Here is a 19581-nt window from a genome sequence, read left to right on the forward strand (position 1 = left end):
ACGAACAGGGAATTTGTTATGAAAAAGAAGTTAATCAGAGGTTTGATATTCTCGACATTTGCGATGAGTAGCTTATCCCATGCAATGATGGCTTTAGATGATGAAAGCTTATCAAAAGTTGATGGTCAAGCTTTACTCTCCATGGAATATACGCAGGGGTATAATTCTGTGGATGAGAGTGGACAAGCCGTTGACCAATCCAAAGTTGGCTTTTATAAACTTGGTTTGGAAGCTGAAATGGAGCTCAATGCCAATATTAAAAAGCTCCAATTGGGTTGTGGTGGCGCAAATGGCTCAGGTGCTTGTGATATTGATATTGATCATATTTCACTGAGTGGCTTGCCTGCAAATAGCAATTATACGTCGGATGAACGTGCGGCAACTTCAGCTTTGCTGACCAATCCTTTTATCGAAATTGCAATTAAAGATCCGAAATCAGCGGCAACACGTGAAGTGATGGGCTTTCGTTTGAGCGCTGAAAAAATTTCTGGATTAATGACATTAGGTACAGAAAATAGCAATACACCCAATGGTATCAATACCTTTAGTGGTTATATGAAAACAAAAGCGTCTGCGGGTGTTGCAACAACTGCCGAGCGTGTGATGGACTATGCTTCTACGCAGCAATACATTGAAGGGGCTGTTAAGGGGACATTATTTGGTGCTGAAGTTGATCTACCGCTTCACTACAAATCAGATAATTATTCTTTTAATTTAAAATCAACCACGGCTCCTTTTACGATTCCAGCCACTGTCGTGAGCGGGAATAGAATTAAGGATAATATTGCGGTATTAAAAGGCACAGGTACAGTTGATCGTCTAGATTTTAGTGGTCCATTAGAAGCTCAGATCTCTCTACTTGGGTTAAATATTAATTTGAATAAAGACGTAACAGGCTATCTTACTGGACTACAAACCGATATTACGGTAAATCAAAGTTTAGGTTTGATCCATGCACTTTATCTAAATAACCCTGCTTCGTTATCCTTACAAGCTCAAAAAATACTCTGGCCTGGTGCTGCAGTTGCAGCAGAAAGAGGTTGGTGGTTGGCGATGGAAGATGAGGTCGATTTGGGGAGTATTACACCTTCAGATAAAGTGGCGATTACGGATGAAGTATTGAAACAAACGATCGCTGGAATTAACCATGACTTAAGTACCAATGTTCGTAATTGTGGAGATTTACTCTTTGGTTGTGTTGCAGGTTCTTCTTTGGATGTTAAAGAGATGAAAAACCCGTCATTAATTGATTTCCCATTAACCAATTTAAAACTGTCTGGACAGGAGTTTCGTTCTAACTGCTTCGGCGGTCTGAAATTCTGTTAAGGCTTAAAATATTTCATATAAAAAATCCCGCACTTAGCGGGATTTTTTATGTTTAGCGCAAATTATTTTGCAATTTTCGCTAAAAGGTCTTCTTTACTTAAGTTGCTTGATTCTTCATCACGGCGACCTTTGTACTCAAATGTACCAGCATCCAAACCTTTCTCGCCAATGACAATACGGTGTGGAATACCTGTTAACTCGATATCAGAGAATTTAACACCAGGACGCTCATTACGATCATCAAGAAGAACATCATAACCAGCAGCAGTTAATTCTGCATACAGTGCTTCAGCTGCTTCCATTGTACGTGGTGACTTATGTGCATTCATTGGCACGATAGCAACTTCGAAAGGAGCAATTGCAGACGGCCAAATAATACCTTTGTCATCGAAGTTTTGTTCAATCGCAGAAGCAACAACACGAGTTACACCAATACCGTAGCAACCCATAGTCACAACGAGAGGTTTGCCATCTTCACCTAAAACTTTGCAGCCAAGCGCTTCAGAGTATTTTTGACCCAACTGGAAGATATGACCAACTTCGATACCACGTTTAATCAAGATTGTACCTCGACCATCTGGAGAAGGGTCACCTTCAACAACATTACGTAGGTCATAAACTTCGGTGTATTGTGCATCACGTTCCCAGTTTACACCTACAGCATGTTTATCAACTTGGTTTGCACCAGCAACAAAGTCTGAAAGTACAGACGCTGCACGGTCAACAATAACGGTAATGCCTTTTTCGGTTAAGCCTTGAGGGCCACAGAAACCAGCAGTTAAGTCTAAGTCAGCTAATTGTGCTTCAGTTGCAAAAGTTAATGGAGCAGCAATTAATGGGTGTTTTTCTGCTTTAATTTCATTCAGTTCATGGTCGCCACGTAGGAATAAGGCAACCACTGGTGCAGCTTTACCTTCTTCAGCAACACCTTGAACCAATAATGCTTTGACAGATTGAGTAGGGTCTGATTTAAGGAATTCAGAAACCTCAGCAATGGTTTTCTGATTTGGTGTATCAACAATCTCAAGTGCTTTAGTCGGAGCAGCACGTTCACCTACTAATACTGCTTCCGCCATTTCTACGTTAGCAGCATAATCTGACTCTGTAGAGAATGCGATGTCATCTTCGCCGCTAGACGCAAGGACGTGGAATTCGTGTGAACCAGAACCACCAATTGAACCTGTATCCGCTTGAACTGGACGGAAATTTAAACCTAAACGAGTGAAAATCTTGCAGTAAGCTGCATACATCTTGTCATAGGTTTCTTGTAAAGAAGCTTGGTCAACATGGAAAGAATAGGCATCTTTCATGATGAATTCACGTGAACGCATCACACCGAAACGAGGGCGGATTTCGTCACGGAATTTGGTTTGTACTTGGTAGAAGTTTGCAGGCAATTGCTTATAGCTTTTCAATTCATTGCGAGCAAGATCTGTAATCACTTCTTCATGTGTAGGGCCAAGTACAAAGTCATTGTTATGACGGTCTTTAAAACGTAAAAGTTCTGGACCATATTGTACGAAACGACCTGATTCTTCCCATAAAGATGCGGGTTGAGTGACAGGCATCAGGACTTGAAGTGAACCAGCACGATCCATCTCTTCGCGGATAATCGCTTCAACTTTATTTAATACGCGAACGCCCATCGGCAGCCAAGTGTATAAACCTGAAGCCAATTTACGAATCATCCCGGCACGAAGCATAAGCTGATGTGAAATAACTTCAGCATCGTTTGGGGTTTCTCTTAACGTTGCAAATAAAAAGCGACTCGCGCGCATGGAAACTGTCCTAAAAAATTAAGCGTTAAAGTGGAGAGTATACAATAAAAAATGAGGTGAACATTTTCCAAAGTCACCTCATTTTAGATTTTGTCATTATGACATGATTTTTTTGGCCTGACGTGCAAGGAAGTTTCGGAAATCATCCAAATAGGTAAAAATCACCGGCACAACCACAAGTGTTAGTAGGGTAGAGGTAATCACCCCGCCAATCACGGCATGTGCCATTGGTGCACTTTGTTCACCGCCTTCACCTAAACCAAGTGCAAGCGGAACCATACCCATCACCATTGCACTGGTAGTCATTAAAATGGGACGTAAACGGGTTTTACCTGCTTCAATAATCGCTTCATAACGATCTACACCATGATCCATGGCTTTTTTAATAAAGTCGATGAGTAGAATTGCGTTCTTTGTCACCAAGCCCATGAGCATAATAATCCCGATAATGGAAAAGAGGTTCATGGTTGAATTAAATAAGAATAGGGCTAAGAAAACCCCAATCAATGATAAGGGCAATGAAGCCATAATGGCTGCAGGGTGAATGAAGCTATTAAATTGTGAACCCAAAACAATATAAATAAATACAATAGAGAGGGTAATCGCTGTCATTGCATAACCCGCAGACTCAGCCATATCTTTATTGGCACCTTGCGTGACAAAACTATAACCTGGTGGCAAGTCGAAGTTTTTCTCTATCTCATTGATTTCGGCACCAATATCACCCGCAGGACGTCCTGCTGTGTTGGCTTCAACCATCACTTCACGTGCCAGATCACGACGGTTAATTTGTGAAGCACCGAGTGTTTCTTCAAAGCTTGCCACACTTGCCAATGGAACTAAAATAGGTAAGCCTGCAGCATCGGTTTTTTGTGATGTGATGTACATGCTTTGAATGTCAGTTGGCAGTCGACGCTGATCTTCAGTGAGTCTTAAATTTACATCATAGGTTTCGCCTTTATCATCCTTCCACGTTGTTACATTATCACCCGCAAGAAGAGGGCGTAATACATTAGCGATTTGATTGACGGATAAACCTAAATCACTGGCTAAAACGCGATTGATATGTACACCTAAGGTCGGTTTAGGTTCTTTGAGTGAGCTTTCTAAGTCGACAATACCGTCGACTTTCGAAATTTCTTTCATGAAGCGGTCAGAAATACGTTGTAACTCATCTAAGTCGGGGCCTTTAATCGAGATCATGACCGGCTTTTGGCCGCCCGATACTGTTTCATCAGCTGAGGCAATCGAGGTAATGGTAATACCTGCTACATGTTTTAAGCGGGTACGGAATTCATTGTTGAGATCTGTTAGGGTTTGACTACGCTCTGTACGTGGTGAAACGGTGACACGAATGCTGGCATGGTTTTTACCCCGATCAGTGGCACTATTAATTGCACCATAAGTGGCTTTGACTTCTGGATGTTGGCGAATGATACGATCTACTTGCTTAAGCTTAGCCTGCGAATATTCAAGGGTTGCATCAACGGGTGTTTCAAATTTGATCCGAATTTCACCTTTGTCTGGTACGGGTACAAATTCAGTTCCGATCATTTTGGATAAAGCTAATGCGCCAAATAAAGACGCGACGGCGATTAAAAGGGTAATGAGCCTAAATCTTAAAGCAAGCTTGAGTAATTTTTCATAATGATGGCTTAGGTTGTCGAGCTTGCTCGAAATCCAGTTAAAAAAACGTTTGATTTTACCCGGCTTTTTATTTGGATCTTGGCGCTCTGCCCAGTGAGCAGACAACATGGGGTCAAGGGTGAAACTCACAAACATCGAAATCAGTACAGCGGTACTGACGGTTACACCAAATTGATAGAAGAAACGCCCAATAATGCCGCCCATAAATGCCACAGGTAAAAATACCGCGACAATGGTCAATGTTGTGGCCAATACGGCTAAACCAATTTCTTTCGTGCCGTCGAGTGCAGCGGTGACGTGGTCCTTGCCCATATCGGCATGGCGGACAATATTTTCACGAACCACAATGGCATCATCAATCAGGAGACCGATACTTAGTGAGAGAGCCAGTAGGGTCATCATGTTGATGGTAAAACCAAAAATCCAAACAAAGGTGAGGGTACCTAGTAGCGAAATCGGTAGGGTTAAACCTGTAATGGCTGTCGAACGAAATGAGCCGAGAAATAACAATACAATGAGTACCGCAAGTACTGCACCTTCAATAATCGTACGTGCCACGTCTTTAATGCTGCCACGAATACCTTTTGAAGAATCAACCACAATTTCTGCGGTCGTGCCTTGCGGCAATTGCTTTTGGATTTTACTTAAGGTTTTACGGGTATTATCAACCACCTCAATCACATTAGAGTCCGAACTTCTCAGAATGTCGACAGCGACGGCTGTTTTACCATTCAGATAAGCACTCGACTCCATTTCAGCTTGGCTATCTACTATTTCGGCAATTTGTTTGAGATAAATCGGCGCGCCATTTTTATTGGCAACCACTAAATCTCCGAAAGAATTTGGGTGAATAACCCGAGATTTAATTTCGACCACCAATTCTGAATTCTTTTGTTTTAAGGTTCCTCCCGGAACTTCAATATTTTCAGATTTTAGGGTGTTTATAACTTGATCGATCCCAATCCCGAAACTTTGTAATTTTTGCGGATTTACTTGAATACGAATTTGACGCTGTGCATCACCCAATAAATTGACCGTACCGACACCGGGAACCGTTCTAAGCTGGGGCACAATCCGTTGATTCAGATAGGAACTCAAATCACGTAAAGACATGTCCTTCGATTCAAAAACAATCGACATAATTGCACTGGCAGTAGGGTCATAACGTTCTACGATGGGGTCATCAATTTCATCACGAAATTGTGCGGTTACTGGTGCAATTTTATCTCGAATATCCTGTGCAGCTACAGAGGACGAGACATCTAGATTAAATTCGACAATAACCGTGGATAAACCTTCACTGGATTGAGAAATGACTTGCTTGAGGCCTGAAATGGTATTGATCTGATCTTCAAGTTTCTTGGTGATTTCAGATTCGACAGACTCAGGAGAAGCACCCGGATAGTTGGTGTAGACAACAACAAAAGGGAAGTCGACATCAGGAAACTCTTCAACACCCATACGTTGCCAAGATGCGAGTCCTAGTACCATCAGACAGAACATCATCATGATGGTGAAAACAGGATATTTCACACTAATTCGGGTTAACCACATAACAACTGTCCTGCCTTATTCTTTTAATTTTGGCTGATACTTACATCTTGTTTGATATCTGAATCATTAAATTTAATTCGGCTGATCAGATCACTATTTTGTAAGCCCTGAACAATCGCGGTGTTATTGCTATAACTCTGATTCAAAATTTGTACAGGCACTTTGGCAATTTTATTTTGACGAATGACCCAGACATAAGGTTGGTTTTTTAAACTTTGAATGGTATCGAGTGGAATTTTTTGGCCTGAAATATTATCCGTGCCTAAGATGTGACCTTCGACAAAAGCACCAATACTTAATGAAGTAATAGTTTCATTTGGGGCTGCAAAAAATTCAATTTGACGACTGGCTTGATCGGCAATCGGTGAAATCCGGCTGATTTGTGCTGTGAGTAAATTGCTATTACCTTGGATGCTATATTCAATCTTTTGTCCAATTTTCAGTGCAGCTTGCTGATCACTTGGTAATTTGGCTTGAATTTCTAATTGGTCTGGATTGACAATTTCAAAAAGGGTTTGTCCGGCAGCAACCGTTTGTCCCGGTTCAACATCACGTTTGGTAATCACGCCTTGGATAGGGCTATAAATGGTACCATCTTGATTGGCTTTTCGCGCAATATCGACATTAGCTTGTTGGGCACGAACATTTTCCATTTGAGCTTGGTAATCGACACGACTTTGTTCAAACTCTACTTTGGAAATAAAGCCTTGATTCAGCAAACGCTGTTTACGTTCCATCATCAGTTTGGCTTGATTGGCTTGAGCTTGCGTTGATGCAAGGTTTGCTTGAGATTGAGCAAGACGTGCGGCATTGTCTTGATTATTTAAACGCACCAACACTTGGCCTTTGCTGACACGTTGTCCGACTTCTGCATTAACATTGGTTGCAGTCGCAGTGACTTGGGCTTGAATACTGCTCTGATTGACCGCCCGAATGGTACCTGTAAAGGCTGTTTTTGAAATGGCGTTGCCTTGTTCGATCGTGACCAGATCTTGTTGAATCAATTCAATCTTATTTTCTGGTTTAACACTTTGCTGCGGATCTTCTTTTTGACATGCAGCCAAAGTCAGGCTTATGCAAAGCAGGCTAAGCTTTAAAAATGGGGATGATTGCTGTGCAGAGTGCATAATGGTCCTTATATCAGCGGTCTACAAAAGCAATTGAATAACAAGTTTATTCCATCGCTTTTAAACGCGTAATAATTCTGTCGTATTCAGCTTCTGTATTTCGATAGCGAGTTTGTAACGATTGAATGTATTCTTTTTTCGCTACCATATTTTTTTGATTATTATCCAACATTGTTTTTAATTTTGCCGGAACGGTTTCACCTTTTCGAAAATGTTCACGTTCTTGGCGAACAAATAATACACGATCATTTTGTAATTGTTTTAATTGTTCTTGTTCAAACACGATCTGTTTACGTATACCAGTCAGTGCATCACGCTTTTTGATGGCCGCAGTTCGGCTATTGGTATAGGCTTTTTTAAGTTTGATATCTGATGCTTGCTGACGTGCTTGGGCAGCACGCTGAGGAGCTTGTCTAACGTCAGCTTCAGCATTGTAGGGGCGGTTACGTTTAATCACTTGCATATTTTGATCAAGTGCTTCATAACCATAGCGGATGTGATTTGGTGTCACATTGGTACTGATGTTTGCTACACCTTTACTGTCATAGTAGCGATACCAAGTCGCCTTTTGTGGTTGCTGCATATTGTTTGGTGCAGCAAATAAAAGCGGGGTATAAGCCAGTAAACAAGTCGTCAGAATGATTTTTTTTGAGAAATGTTTAAGGCTAATCAAGTGAATTTTTTTTGTAAGCGGACTCAACCTTGTACTCCCCAGTTTAAAGTTGACTAAATTACTTATTTTAAAGTAATAATCTTGCTATAATATGCTTAATTAAGACAATTAAATACTATTCCAAGTTAAAAAAAAATCGTTGGTCATCGGAAAGTGTGAAGCAGTTAATAAAAACAAGAAATCTTGTGTGTTTGCGCAGAAAATGTTCATTGAAAACGCAAGTAAAGATATGTTAAAAATGTTCACAACTTGTAAATAATAATGCTGCTAACTTAATTGTTTGTACATCCTCAATGGGTAGGGTCAATAAATGGACGATAAATTCCAAAATCTAAAAGTCATGGTAATTGATGATTCAAAAACCATTCGTCGTACGGCCGAAACGCTGCTTCAGCGTGAAGGATGTGAAGTAGTCACTGCTGTAGATGGTTTTGAAGCACTTTCAAAAATTGCAGATGCGAATCCAGATATCGTATTTGTCGATATAATGATGCCACGTCTAGATGGCTATCAAACTTGTGCCCTGATTAAAAACTCTCAAAATTATCAAAATATTCCTGTGATTATGCTTTCAAGTAAAGATGGTTTATTTGATCAGGCGAAGGGTCGTGTTGTAGGTTCTGATGAATACTTGACTAAGCCATTCAGTAAAGATGAATTGCTGAATGCAATCCGTAATCACGTTACAGCTTAATTAGATTTTTTATTTTTTGGGGAAAAAGCATGGCACGTATCCTAATCGTTGATGATTCACCAACAGAAACATTCCGTTTTAAAGAAATTTTAGGTAAACACGGTTTTGAAGTGATTGAAGCTTCAAATGGGGCAGATGGGGTGACAATGGCTCAAGCTGAGTTACCTGATTTGGTCTTAATGGATGTGGTAATGCCGGGTGTGAATGGATTCCAAGCAACACGTCAAATTGCACGTGGTGCGACCACCAAACATATCCCGATTGTCATTGTAAGTACCAAAGATCAGGCAACTGACCGTGTTTGGGGTAAACGCCAAGGTGCTTCTGATTATCTAACTAAACCTGTAGACGAAAAACAATTAATTGATGTGATTAAGCAACACCTCAATGCAGGATAAAGCTCTATGGCAGCAAATGGATTTATCGAATTACTTCGAATCGCAAAACGAGGAAACAAAAACTACGTTTCCACTGAAAATGAAGTAAACCGATGGTCAGGCATTGCTTTTGAGATGATGGGGCAATATTACGTTGCTCCTTTAGGTGAAGTAGCTGAAGTGATCTACCCACCAAAATATACGCCAGTTCCCAATACCCAACCTTGGGTGATGGGACTAGCCAATATTCGGGGACGCTTACTTTCTTTGTCTGACCTAGCACAATATATAACCGGGCATCGAAGTAGTTTTTCACCCACTCAAAAAGTTTTATGTATTAGTCATAATGACCATTATGTCGGTTTGGTAGTCGATCAAGTTTTGGGTATTCAACACTTTAATAAGAAAAGTTATTTTTCTAAACATAATGAGTTGGATCGAAATTTACAGGAATATTGTCAGGGGTATTTCCACCAGCATAACCAGCAGTGGAATGTATTTCTCTTCAGTCGTTTACTGCAAAATCCAAAATACATGAACGCATCTATAAAATTTATAAATTAATTGTCGCGCACGAACGAAAGAAGGCGTAATCGGGGAGAAGCTGAATGGGCTTTAAACTTAAAAAGAAAAATACGGGTGAAAGCACCAGTGGTCGTAAAGGCGGTAATGCTTTTCTGGCAAAACTGCAATCACAGACAGATCAATTATCTCGAGTTTTTGGTGATAGTGAAAAATCCAAACCATTTATTTATGGTGCGATTGGTTCATTAGTACTGGCAACGATCATTTTATTATACCTATTCTATAGCGTTCCTCGCGGTAACCAATTAACGCAAAGTTTGGGTGAACTCCGTCTTCTTTCGCAAACAATTTCGCGTCAAGCAACTGAGGCAACTGCTTCAGGTACTGAAGATGCAATGAAAAAATTAATTGCTTCTCAAGATTCGTTCAAAGAAAACTTAGAAACTGTAAAAGATATTCATGCAAATACCGATGCGCTGAAATCTGTAGATACGCAGTGGGCTGAAGTTTCAAAAAGTATTGACTTGATTACTTCGCAAAAAAAAATCATTAACAAGTTATATGACACGAACATCGCGATTGGTGAAACCATTCCGGGGATTCAGGCTGAATATAACTTGATGGTCGACCAAATGGCACGTCAAGACATGCCTTCGAACCAGGTGGTTATTGCGAAAAACCAAGTATTCATTGCAGAACGTATTTTACGTTCGATCAGTTCGGTACTTTCAGGTTCTGATAGCTCACGTGAGTCTGCGGATGACTTCAGTGCCGATACTGAAACCTTCGGTTTGTACTTAAATGCTCAATTGGATGGTAGTACAGAGCTTGGTGTACAACGTATTGAAAGCCCTGAATTACGTGAGTCACTTGAAGGTATTAAAGCTGAATATGATGACGTATTGAAATCAGCGGCTGCGACGATTTTGAAAAACTCAACACAAATTGTGAACGTACGTAAAGCATCTTCACAAATTTTTGCTGAGTCAGACAAATTGTTGGGTAACCTAAATCAATTGTCTTCTAGTACTGGTCTGAAAACCATTTTACCTGCGGTACTGTTGATTCTTGCTTTAACTGCCTTCTTGATCTGTGTGTTCAAACTTCTTTCTTTACGTGGTCAATCGGATAAATTCCGTGTAACCCGTCTTCAAGAAGAATATGACCGTAACCAGAACGCGATTTTACGTTTACTCGATGAAATTGCCGATCTTGCAGACGGTGACTTACGTTCGTATGCGACGGTATCTGAAGACTTTACTGGTGCGATTGCCGACTCGATTAACTTCGCAATCGACCAATTACGTGACCTTGTATCGCGTATTACAGAAACTTCTCAAGAAGTTGCGCAATATACCGCGAATACGCAGGGTATTACCAACCAGCTTGCAGAAGCATCTGAACATCAGGCGCAAGAGATTGCTGGTGCATCTGCCGCGATTAACGAAATGGCAATGTCGATTGACCAAGTATCTTCGAACGCTGAAGAATCAGCTGTCGTAGCAGAACGTTCAGTACAAATTGCTGCAAACGGTGCAGATGTTGTAAACCGTTCAATTGAAGGTATGGACACGATTCGTGAGCAGATTCAAGAAACTTCAAAACGTATTAAACGTTTGGGTGAGTCTTCTCAAGAGATTGGTAACATTGTCGCACTGATTAACGATATTGCCGACCAAACGAACATCTTGGCATTAAACGCAGCAATTCAGGCGTCGATGGCGGGTGAGGCAGGTCGTGGTTTCGCCGTGGTAGCGGATGAGGTACAGCGTCTTGCGGAACGTTCAGCGTCTGCAACCAAACAGATTGAAGGCTTGGTAAAAACCATTCAAACGGATACTAACGAAGCCGTAATTTCAATGGAACAAACGACTTCGGAAGTTGTACGTGGTGCGAACTTGTCTAAGGATGCCGGCGTAGCACTGGATGAAATTCAGTCTGTATCGGGTAACTTGGCGAAACTGATTGCAAACATTTCGGATGCTGCAAAACTTCAGTCTGCTTCAGCAGGTCATATTGCGACAACGATGAACGTTGTACAAGAAATTACCTCGCAAACCACCAGTGCAACATTTGATACTGCACGTTCGGTATCTGAATTGGCGAACATGGCTGAATCATTACGTGAATCTGTATCTGACTTTAAACTCCCAGAGTAAGTCAGGCGCAAACCTGCAGTACCTTAGCTACGGTTAGGGTACTGCACCGATTACAGATAACACATCGATAAGGTGAACTTAACGTCACAGTTAAGTCTTAGGTGATGGTTACAATTAAGTTTGAGCAACCTTCTTGGTGGCAAAACATAAGAAGCCTTAGCTATGAAAGAAATATTAAAAAATTTAGTTGAAACAACTACGCTTCCTGAAGATAGTTATCTTGATCAAGATGCAGAAATTTTAGAGATTTTTGTTGAAGAAATAGAAGAAATCTTTGAAGAACTAGCGGGTTTATTTACAACTTGGTTGGAAAATCCACAAGATAAAGACACTTTAACGACGATTCGTCGTCATTTCCATACCCTGAAAGGTTCGGGTCGTATGGTCGGGGCAAAATCGGCGGGTGAAACTGCATGGGCAGTTGAAGATACGCTGAACCGTGTTATTGCGGGTTCGGTACAGTTAACGCCGACCGTTCAAAAGTTTGCACAAACAGTTTTAAATGTTTATCAATATAAGCTCTATCCACGGTTTAAAAATGTTGCCGAATTGGATGTTGACTTACGTCCATTGGTTTTAATGGGGCAACAATTACAACAAAATATCAGCCTTGAGCCTGCACTCGAAGAATTATTAAAACTGGCAGATCAATTAAAATCTGAAGATGATGTCACTGGTTTAGAACTGACTGATGTTGAAGCTACGTCACCTGTAGAAGTGCTTGAAAGCACGATTGATGTGGTCGTTGAATCAGAACCTGTTCTTGAGCAAGTGGATGCAGATGCGTCACTGGTCGAAGAGACAGTGAGCATTTTTATTGAAGAAGCTGAAGAACATCTACAAACGATTGATCAGTTCCTCCAATCTGATGACAGTAAATCACAAGACTATAATGGCTTGATTCGCGCGCTACACACCTTACGTGGTAGTTCGTCGATGGCACAAATCGAAGAGATTTTTGAAGCCAGTTCAAAAGTTGAAAATTTATTCAAAACTTTATTGCAAGACGAAATCGTATCGAGCTCGAAAGAAACTGCTTTATTGATTCAATATGCTGAATTTGTTCGTGATTATTTACACGTGCTGCGTTCAGGAGATAAGGCAAATCTTGCATCTATTTATGAAACCTTCAAAGCCGCTTGGGATGATTATGGTTTTGCTAGCCAAGATCAATTGGCGCCTGAAGATAATCCACAAGGTTTGGTTTCTAAACTAATCGAATTAAATATTGATCAGTTATTAGATGCTGAATTTGAGTTTGATAAACGTGCACTTGCTGAATTCCCAGACTATATTCAACAGCTTAGTCAGCAAGCTTTAGAGTTGATTAAACATACGGATAATCGTGCGTCTGTTGGTATTCATGATTTCACAACTCAACTGTGTGCAGCGTATCAGTCTTTAGTTGAAAAGCCTGAATTGCTCCATGCTGATTATGGCTATGAGTTATTTGCGCAAGCACATCAAGAGTTCATTCACTTATTTGACACTTTAGCTGCGGGTCAGCGTGTAGTGTTAAGTGAAGAGGTTCAGCGTTTCTTAAATGAGCTGACTGCATTTGTTCAACAAGACATTGAAGCAGTTGCAGCGACGACTACATCAGAAGCTCATGTAGTTGCTGAACCTGTTGCCACAGTAGAAGATAAAGCCGCTGTTGCAAATACAACAGCAGTAGACTTTGCACAATTAAGTCAGCGTATTCAACTTGATCATCAACAGATGCAAGCGGCTGATGCGAATAATGACTTTGATGAAGATCTTTTAGGGATCTTTATTGAAGAGGCAGAAGAATTATTGGTGGGGATTGACCAAGACCTCAGTACTTGGACACGTGATCAGACCAATACTTCAGCTTTGAATAATTTAATGCGCTATTTGCATACCCTAAAAGGTGGTGCAAATATGATTGCCGCGTCTCATGTGGGTTTAATTTCGCATGAATTAGAGTCGATTTATGAGCGCATTATTCGTCAGCAAATTTCGATTACGCCTGCGTTAATTCAAATTATTCGTTTAGTGCAGGATGATATTTCAGATCGTATTCAAACCATTCGTGACCAAGGGATCGACTACCCAGCGAATAATGTGATCGATATTCTCAAGAATATTCAGTCAATTGTGGCAGGAGAGCGTTCAGAAGCTGTTGCATTGGCTTCGGCCCCTATTTCTGCTGAAACTGAACAAACAGCAGTAGAACCAGATGTATCGGTGTCAGAGCCGATGGATGTTGCTGAAGACACTGCAGAAGCAGTGGTTGAAGCTCAAACGACTGCTCACACTGAGTCTGCTGTTGAACATCTTGAACATGCGGTTGCTGAACATGTTGAGCATCCAGATGACGATCTACGTTCTGTCATGGAAGAAACCTTCCTTGAAGAGTCTGAGGAAATTCTTGAACAAGCCGTTCAATTATTAAATCAATGGACTGAACAACGTAGTGACCGTAACGTATTGCTTCAATTACAACGTGCTGCCCACAGTATTAAGGGTGGTGCGCGTATGGTTGAAAATGAACCTGTTGCCGCAATTGCGTATCAACTTGAGACGACGTTTGAGCATTTCGCGGTTCATCATTTCAACTCAAATGCATATGACGGCTTACTCAAAACGACGTTGGCATGGTTAAAAGAAGCGATCTTCAACCACGACTATAGTAATTTTGACAGCATCAAATTGAGCCTAGAATCCATTCAGTATGTGGATGTTACGGTTCAATTGCCAAACCGTGTTGCAGAATTAGAACAAGGTATTGTCAGTAAAGGCTTTGAATTTATTCAAGGTGATGGTGTTGAACCTCCATCTATGTTGGGTGAATGGTCTGAAGCCAATTCGTCTGATAACAGCAATGAGATGATTCGTATCTCGGCTGATCTCGTCGAGAAGATGATTGACTTATCAGGCGAAAACTCGATTAACCGTTCACGTATTGAGATGGACTTAGGTCAGCTAGGCAATACCTTGAATGAAATGGAGTTAGCAATTAAGCGACTTGCTGACCAGTTACGTCGAATGGATGGTGAGCTTGAGTCACAAATTATTGCCAAACATGGTTCTGAAAATTCACGCTATGCGGATTTCGACCCATTGGAGATGGACCAATATTCATCGATTAACCAATTGTCAAAATCTCTAGCCGAATCTGCGTCGGATTTGGTTGACTTCAAGAGTACTTTGGCAGAAAAAATCCGTGATGCGGAAGGTTTGCTATTACAACAATCACGTATTCAGTCAGAAATTCAAGAAAGTCTGATGCGTACCCGTTTGGTGCCATTTGATCGTTTGTTACCACGTTTACAACGTATTGTGCGTCAAACCTCTTCGACCTTGAACCGTCCTGCAGAATTGATTGTTCAAAATACAGAAGGTGAATTGGACCGTACGATCTTAGAGCGTTTGGTGACACCATTTGAACATATGCTGCGTAATGCGGTCGACCATGGTTTAGAAGATACTGCTGACCGTTTGGCTTTAAAAAAGCCAGAAGTAGGTAGCATCGTCTTGAACATTAGTCGTCAGGGTACTGATGTACTGGTGTCTTTCAGTGATGATGGTAAAGGGATTGATGAAACCAAAATTAAAGACAAAGCCTTAAAACTTGGTTTAATCAAAGCGGATCAGTTCCTCGATAAACAAGAAATCTTGCAATTGATCTTCCATCCAGGTTTCTCAACGGCACAATCGGTAACGCAAATTTCGGGTCGTGGTGTTGGTCTGGATGTGGTGCAAAGTGAAATTAAAGCCTTGGGTGGTCATGTTTCCGTTGAGTCTGAGTTAGGTAAAGGGACGACCTTTACCATTCGTGTACCAACCACAGTAGCGGTCAGCGATGCCTTGATGGTGAAAGCGGGCGATCAGCAATATGCGATTTCATTAGCGCAAATTGAACGTATTGTCCGTATTGCACCTACGGCACTCGAAACTTACTTCAATAGTAAGGATGACGTGTTTAAAATTGACAACACCAATTACAAACTACGTTATCTATCAGAGTTTGTGGGTAATCAGCCAATTCCACGTTTAAATAATGTCGGCCATTCATTGCCTGTACTACTAATTAAAGGCAACAGTGGTCAAACCATTGCTTTATTGGTCGATCAGCTGGTGGGTTCACGTTCTCAAATCGTGGTGAAACCAATTGGTCAACAATTTACCAGTGTAGCCGCGATTGCAGGTGCCACGATTCTAGGTGATGGTCATGTATGTTTGATTTTGGATGGGCAAAATATTGCACGTCAAATTCAAACTACGCAGCGTGTTAAACATTCAGCTGAACAGCGTGATTTGGGCCGTCAAGCCAATGCGCGTCGTTTAGTGATGATTGTCGATGACTCGGTAACTGTACGTAAAGTGACTTCACGCTTACTTGAACGTCAAGGTTATGACATTGTGACAGCGAAAGATGGTGTGGATGCAATTGAACAGCTTGAAAATGTCCGTCCAGACTTGATGCTACTCGATATTGAAATGCCACGTATGGATGGTTTCGAAGTGACTAACTTAGTCCGTCACCATGACATTCACCGTGAGCTGCCAATCATTATGATTACATCACGTACAGGTGAAAAACATCGTGAGCGTGCATTTAGCTTAGGTGTGACTCACTATATGGGTAAACCATTCCAAGAAGCTGAATTGCTTGCCAATATTGAAGCTTTAATTGCAGAAAAGCAGGGGTAATCTATGAGCCAAAATACTGTTTCTCAGATTGTCAGCGATAAAATTGATCAACAGGAACTGCAACATCTCATTACGGTATCTACCGGGTTTATCGATGCATATATCATTGATTGTCATGGTAAAGAGCCAATGTTGTTGCCACAAAATATTGTGCTATCAGCGCTCGATAGTGCAACCAAGGTTCCTTTTGTTGAATGGCATGAATTGAAATTGCCTGTTTTCTCAGTCAATGATCCTGCCAAAAATCAGGGTGTGGCTTTGGTGATTGAAGGTGATGATGTTGGGCAGCGTTTTGCACTGATGTGTAATGAAATGCCGAAAACCATTCGTCTGCGTATTTCTGAAGTGGTTGATGAAGAAAAAGCTGTGAAAGACGCCAATATTTTCCAATATGTACGCATGGCCGATCAGGTATTTCATATTCCAAATTTAGCTAATATTCAAAACAGTATTGGGCTTCAAGCAGCTTAATATTTGCAAAACGCGATATAAAAAAAGGAACTCAATGGAGTTCCTTTTTTTTGACTATGCAGGGAATATTTAAGCCAACAGGTTTTCTAAAATCTTTTCGTAAATTTCAGAAAGTGGCTCCAATTCTTCCACATTGACATGTTCATTGATTTGGTGAATCGTGGCATTTAAAACACCCAATTCAAGCACCTGCGCACCTGTAGGTGCAATGAATCGACCATCAGAAGTACCACCACTGGTCGAAAGTTCTGTTTCAGTCCCTGTAACATCTCGAATGGCATCACGTGCGGCATTCACTAACTCACCGACAGGGGTGAGGAATGGAAGACCAGATAAGGTCCAAGAGATGTCATACTCAACGCCATGACGATCTAAAATTTCCAAAGTACGTGCTTTGAGTTCATCTGCCGTTACTTCTGTTGAATAACGGAAGTTAAAGAGTAAATTCATCGTGCCCGGAACAACGTTGGTTGCACCTGTGCCGGCATTGATATTGGAAATTTGGAAAGACGTTGCAGGGAAGTATTCGTTGCCATTGTCCCACACGGTATCGCAAAGCTCAGCCAAGGCTTTTGAAGCAGTATGGATTGGGTTGACCGCTAGATGTGGGTAAGCAACGTGCCCTTGTTTACCCTTAACCGTTAAATTGGCATTTAGCGAACCACGACGACCATTTTTAACAATATCGCCAAGTGTGTTGGTGCTAGATGGTTCACCCACCAAACACCAAGTCATTTTTTCATTACGCGCTTCTAAAGTTTCAACAACTTTGACAGTCCCGTTGATCGAAGGACCCTCTTCGTCAGAGGTAATAAGAAATGCAATCGAACCTTTATGATTTGGATGCTTTGCAACAAAACGTTCTGAAGCCACAACCATAGCTGCCAACGCGGTTTTCATATCTGCGCTGCCACGACCATACAGTTTACCGTCGCGAATTTCAGGAAGAAATGGGTCAGAACCCCATGCATCCAAGTTACCCGTAGGTACTACATCCGTATGACCTGCAAAGCAAAATACTGGTGCTTCAGTCCCTTTACGTGCCCAAAAATTATCTACATCATCAAAACGCATATTTTCAATGTTAAAGCCAATTTTGGCTAAACGATCCGCCATAATGTTCTGGCAGGTATGGTCAATCGGTGTCACCGACGGTTGGCGAAGTAGTTCTAGGCTGAGATCAAGAGTTGCTGTTGAGGTCATGCTAAATACAGAAGTCAAAAATGTCGCAATATAATAGGCGAATCGACAAGCGAAGGGAAATTTAGACGTAAAAAAACCCTATTTAAAAAATAGGGCTCTTTTATAAATTCTTGGGAAAGAAATTAATTGCGGCGAATTTCTTCCGAAGTTTTCTCAGCAGTATTGGTTACAGCATCTCCAGCTTTAGATACGTCTTTACCCATACCCTTTACTGTATTACAACCTGTCAGTACGAAAGCAACCATAAGTGATGCAGCTAAAATTTTTTTCATTGAATGTAATCTCCATTATGAAAGAATAATTTTTAGAAGACTAAATTATTCTGTTGTGAGATTTAGATTAAAAAATAGCCGTATCAAACAGTAGGTGGTTTTTACGGTGGTTGAGTAAATAAATGTAAATTTCTACTAAATGGTGCATTGGGTCTTAAATCGTTTGCGGCAAGATCAAGCGTGGCTGTCTATACATATAATAGCTTTCATCACTGTCTTTTTTATATAAACCATCTGTCCACCAATGTGCGGTTGTACTTGTCGGTTGCTGCTGCACGCAAATCCATTCATGTCGTTGTAGGCGATAGTAACCTTGACTTTTTGAGGGAATGACATGTCCCCATTGACCTATTCTACGCGCAGGATTGACCCAGTTTGGCAATGTGCTGGTACGCTGAATAGGTAAATATAATTGGCCCTTTAAAACGCAATAGCGTTGTTGAATCTGCTGCCCAAGTGCTTCATCAAATTGGAATTGTTTTTGGGTGAAATGATTAAGCTTTCGAGCCAAAGTATCACTACGATTTAAGCCATACCAATAGGGTAATTGAAAATCGCGCTCGGCTAGATAATATTTTAAAGCCACTTCCCAATGTTCAACTTTACCACTTTCGGTATTTTTTAAAACAAAATCGAGTTCACCTACTGTACGAGGGCCGTCAATTTTTTGAATGCTATGTCCGAGTATCTGGTAGGGATGGTATGGGTGATCGAGAAGCCAAAACCATATAAACATTTCGAAACGTAAACCAAGGCGAGTACTTTTTAATTTTTGTAAAAATTCTACTAATTCACTTGGGTGTTGTTCAAGTTGTTTTAAACGGGGAAGGTAGGCTTCAAAATATTTATGCCAAAGCTCGTTTGGATGAAAATGAAAGGGATAACGGATTTCGAGTTCATTGGGAATTTGCTGCAGAATATTTGGGCTAGCAATACAGAAAGCCAATTGGCGAACTAAGGGCTGTTTAAATTGCAACCATGGCTCAAAATAAGACGACGTTGTCGGGGCTACAGCCATATTGAAACCTTTTGAATAATGCAGAATAACAACGGATAATTGTTAAAAACATCTTATACTACCTGAATTGAAAGTTCAGG

General features: G+C 41.0%; 14 protein-coding genes. 7 read left to right on the top strand and 7 right to left on the bottom strand.

Annotated features, from left to right (window positions below; translation table 11 throughout):
• Positions 1-18 precede the first annotated feature (18 nt).
• A complete protein-coding gene (locus FTT85_RS06345; protein WP_180183135.1) occupies positions 19-1326 on the top strand; it encodes a hypothetical protein in 1308 nt (435 codons plus the stop codon).
• A 62-nt stretch (positions 1327-1388) separates the two neighbouring features.
• On the opposite strand, the gene FTT85_RS06350 is transcribed toward FTT85_RS06345, so the two are convergent.
• The 4 genes from FTT85_RS06350 to FTT85_RS06365 form a co-directional block, all read right to left on the bottom strand.
• Positions 1389-3104 (bottom strand): proline--tRNA ligase, encoded by a 1716-nt coding sequence (locus tag FTT85_RS06350; RefSeq protein ID WP_180183136.1) that lies wholly within the window; start codon positions 3102-3104, stop codon positions 1389-1391.
• 96 nt (positions 3105-3200) lie between these two features.
• Positions 3201-6305, bottom strand: coding sequence for an efflux RND transporter permease subunit (locus FTT85_RS06355; RefSeq protein ID WP_180183137.1), 3105 nt, complete (start codon positions 6303-6305; stop codon positions 3201-3203).
• Positions 6306-6328: 23 nt separating this feature from the next.
• Positions 6329-7432, bottom strand: a complete 1104-nt coding sequence (locus FTT85_RS06360) for an efflux RND transporter periplasmic adaptor subunit (RefSeq protein WP_180183138.1) — start codon at positions 7430-7432, stop codon at positions 6329-6331.
• Positions 7433-7478: 46 nt separating this feature from the next.
• Complete coding sequence (locus FTT85_RS06365) at positions 7479-8054, bottom strand: hypothetical protein (RefSeq protein ID WP_257232104.1); 576 nt, start codon at positions 8052-8054, stop codon at positions 7479-7481.
• Between the two features lie 361 nt (positions 8055-8415).
• On the opposite strand from FTT85_RS06365, the gene pilG reads away from it, so the two are divergent.
• From pilG to FTT85_RS06395, 6 genes are all read left to right on the top strand, one after another.
• Positions 8416-8799, top strand: coding sequence for a twitching motility response regulator PilG (gene pilG, locus FTT85_RS06370; RefSeq protein ID WP_078191060.1), 384 nt, complete (start codon positions 8416-8418; stop codon positions 8797-8799).
• A 29-nt stretch (positions 8800-8828) separates the two neighbouring features.
• Complete coding sequence (locus FTT85_RS06375) at positions 8829-9197, top strand: response regulator (protein ID WP_078191059.1); 369 nt, start codon at positions 8829-8831, stop codon at positions 9195-9197.
• A gap of 6 nt (positions 9198-9203) precedes the next feature.
• Positions 9204-9740 carry a chemotaxis protein CheW gene (locus tag FTT85_RS06380; protein ID WP_078191058.1) on the top strand — a complete coding sequence of 179 codons (537 nt, stop codon included), beginning with the start codon at positions 9204-9206 and terminating at the stop codon, positions 9738-9740.
• A 44-nt stretch (positions 9741-9784) separates the two neighbouring features.
• Positions 9785-11860 (top strand): methyl-accepting chemotaxis protein, encoded by a 2076-nt coding sequence (locus tag FTT85_RS06385; protein ID WP_180183140.1) that lies wholly within the window; start codon positions 9785-9787, stop codon positions 11858-11860.
• Between the two features lie 162 nt (positions 11861-12022).
• The gene (locus FTT85_RS06390) at positions 12023-16537 is read left to right on the top strand and encodes an Hpt domain-containing protein (RefSeq protein ID WP_180183141.1); all 4515 of its coding nucleotides are present in this window, start codon (positions 12023-12025) and stop codon (positions 16535-16537) included.
• A 3-nt stretch (positions 16538-16540) separates the two neighbouring features.
• Positions 16541-17008, top strand: a complete 468-nt coding sequence (locus tag FTT85_RS06395; RefSeq protein ID WP_078192254.1) for a hypothetical protein — start codon at positions 16541-16543, stop codon at positions 17006-17008.
• Between the two features lie 69 nt (positions 17009-17077).
• Here the strand turns inward: FTT85_RS06395 and dapE are convergent, their stop codons facing one another.
• The 3 genes from dapE to FTT85_RS06410 all read right to left on the bottom strand — a co-directional run bounded on the left by dapE (position 17078) and on the right by FTT85_RS06410 (position 19501).
• Positions 17078-18211, bottom strand: coding sequence for a succinyl-diaminopimelate desuccinylase (gene dapE, locus FTT85_RS06400; protein WP_180183142.1), 1134 nt, complete (start codon positions 18209-18211; stop codon positions 17078-17080).
• A 122-nt stretch (positions 18212-18333) separates the two neighbouring features.
• On the bottom strand, positions 18334-18483 hold the full coding sequence (locus tag FTT85_RS06405; RefSeq protein WP_168379295.1) for an entericidin A/B family lipoprotein: 150 nt from the start codon (positions 18481-18483) through the stop codon (positions 18334-18336).
• 154 nt (positions 18484-18637) lie between these two features.
• Positions 18638-19501, bottom strand: coding sequence for a DUF1853 family protein (locus tag FTT85_RS06410; protein WP_168379294.1), 864 nt, complete (start codon positions 19499-19501; stop codon positions 18638-18640).
• Between the last annotated feature and the right edge of the window lie 80 nt (positions 19502-19581).

Origin of the sequence: Acinetobacter sp. YH01020, from assembly GCF_013420275.1 — a bacterium.
GTDB classification, from domain to species: Bacteria; Pseudomonadota; Gammaproteobacteria; order Pseudomonadales; family Moraxellaceae; genus Acinetobacter; species Acinetobacter amyesii.

Coding starts and splice junctions, on each gene's coding strand:
- FTT85_RS06395 (WP_078192254.1), top strand. CDS start 16,541: ATGAGCCAAAATACTGTTTCTCAGATTGTCAGCGATAAAATTGATCAA.
- FTT85_RS06355 (WP_180183137.1), bottom strand. CDS start 6,305: ATGTGGTTAACCCGAATTAGTGTGAAATATCCTGTTTTCACCATCATG.
- FTT85_RS06380 (WP_078191058.1), top strand. CDS start 9,204: ATGGCAGCAAATGGATTTATCGAATTACTTCGAATCGCAAAACGAGGA.
- FTT85_RS06350 (WP_180183136.1), bottom strand. CDS start 3,104: ATGCGCGCGAGTCGCTTTTTATTTGCAACGTTAAGAGAAACCCCAAAC.
- FTT85_RS06345 (WP_180183135.1), top strand. CDS start 19: ATGAAAAAGAAGTTAATCAGAGGTTTGATATTCTCGACATTTGCGATG.
- FTT85_RS06385 (WP_180183140.1), top strand. CDS start 9,785: ATGGGCTTTAAACTTAAAAAGAAAAATACGGGTGAAAGCACCAGTGGT.
- FTT85_RS06405 (WP_168379295.1), bottom strand. CDS start 18,483: ATGAAAAAAATTTTAGCTGCATCACTTATGGTTGCTTTCGTACTGACA.
- FTT85_RS06360 (WP_180183138.1), bottom strand. CDS start 7,432: ATGCACTCTGCACAGCAATCATCCCCATTTTTAAAGCTTAGCCTGCTT.
- FTT85_RS06410 (WP_168379294.1), bottom strand. CDS start 19,501: ATGGCTGTAGCCCCGACAACGTCGTCTTATTTTGAGCCATGGTTGCAA.
- FTT85_RS06375 (WP_078191059.1), top strand. CDS start 8,829: ATGGCACGTATCCTAATCGTTGATGATTCACCAACAGAAACATTCCGT.
- pilG (WP_078191060.1), top strand. CDS start 8,416: ATGGACGATAAATTCCAAAATCTAAAAGTCATGGTAATTGATGATTCA.
- FTT85_RS06390 (WP_180183141.1), top strand. CDS start 12,023: ATGAAAGAAATATTAAAAAATTTAGTTGAAACAACTACGCTTCCTGAA.
- dapE (WP_180183142.1), bottom strand. CDS start 18,211: ATGACCTCAACAGCAACTCTTGATCTCAGCCTAGAACTACTTCGCCAA.